Here is a 755-nt window from a genome sequence, read left to right as displayed (position 1 = left end):
GCCGCCCGACGGGACGAGGGCGACGCCTTCGCCGCGGCGCGCGACAAGGCCGCCGCCTTGCGCGAACAGCTCGTCCTGCAGCCGCAGCGCTTTGCCGAGTTCGCCCAATCCCTCTCCGACTGCCCGTCGGCCAAGGTGGGCGGCGCGCTCGGTCAGATCGCCCCCGGCGAAACCACGCCGGAGTTCGAGACCGCGCTGGATACGCTGTCGCCGGAAGAGCTCTCGGCTCCGGTCGAGACCCGCTATGGGGTGCACCTGATCCGCCTCGATCGCAAGATCGACGGGGAACAGCTGCCCTTCGAGGCGGTGAAAGAGCGCATCGCCGATTACCTCGCCGAGCGGGTCGAGCGGCGGGCCAGCGCCCAATACATCTCCCAACTGATCGGCCGGGCGCACATCGACGGCTTCGATCTGACCGGTTCCACCCAGCCACTCGTCCAGTGAGAACGACATGCTAGGCAAGATCATTGACGATCTCGACGATCCGAACGTCGTCCTCGGCCTCGTCGCCGCTCTCGACGCCCCGGACCTGCTCGCCCGTATCGGCCGATCCGCTGAAGCGGAGGGACTGACGCCCCAGGCCTACCTCGCGGCATCGGTCCGCACCTTCGTCGACGAAGCTTCGGACGATACCTGGCTTCAGCTCGTCGGCATCATGAACCGGTCGGAAGATCCGAGCCTCGCAGCCATGCGCGCCATCCTCGAAGCCATTTTGCCGGCCAACAGGGGAGTGGCGACATGACCTTTCACGTGAC

General features: G+C 67.0%; 2 protein-coding genes. Both read left to right on the top strand.

What is annotated here, in order from left to right:
• A partial coding sequence (locus CJ014_RS27280) for a peptidylprolyl isomerase (RefSeq protein WP_207765880.1) occupies nt 1–444 on the top strand: 444 nt, incomplete at its 5' end.
• 7 nt (nt 445–451) lie between these two features.
• Nucleotides 452–742 carry a hypothetical protein gene (locus CJ014_RS27275; protein ID WP_100083628.1) on the top strand — a complete coding sequence of 97 codons (291 nt, stop codon included), beginning with the start codon at nt 452–454 and terminating at the stop codon, nt 740–742.
• Nucleotides 743–755 lie beyond the last annotated feature (13 nt).

This window comes from Pleomorphomonas carboxyditropha, from assembly GCF_002770725.1.
Taxonomy (GTDB): Bacteria; Pseudomonadota; Alphaproteobacteria; order Rhizobiales; family Pleomorphomonadaceae; genus Pleomorphomonas; species Pleomorphomonas carboxyditropha.
This window is presented reverse-complemented; position numbering and strand designations above follow the sequence as displayed.

Coding starts and splice junctions, on each gene's coding strand:
- CJ014_RS27275 (WP_100083628.1), top strand. CDS start 452: ATGCTAGGCAAGATCATTGACGATCTCGACGATCCGAACGTCGTCCTC.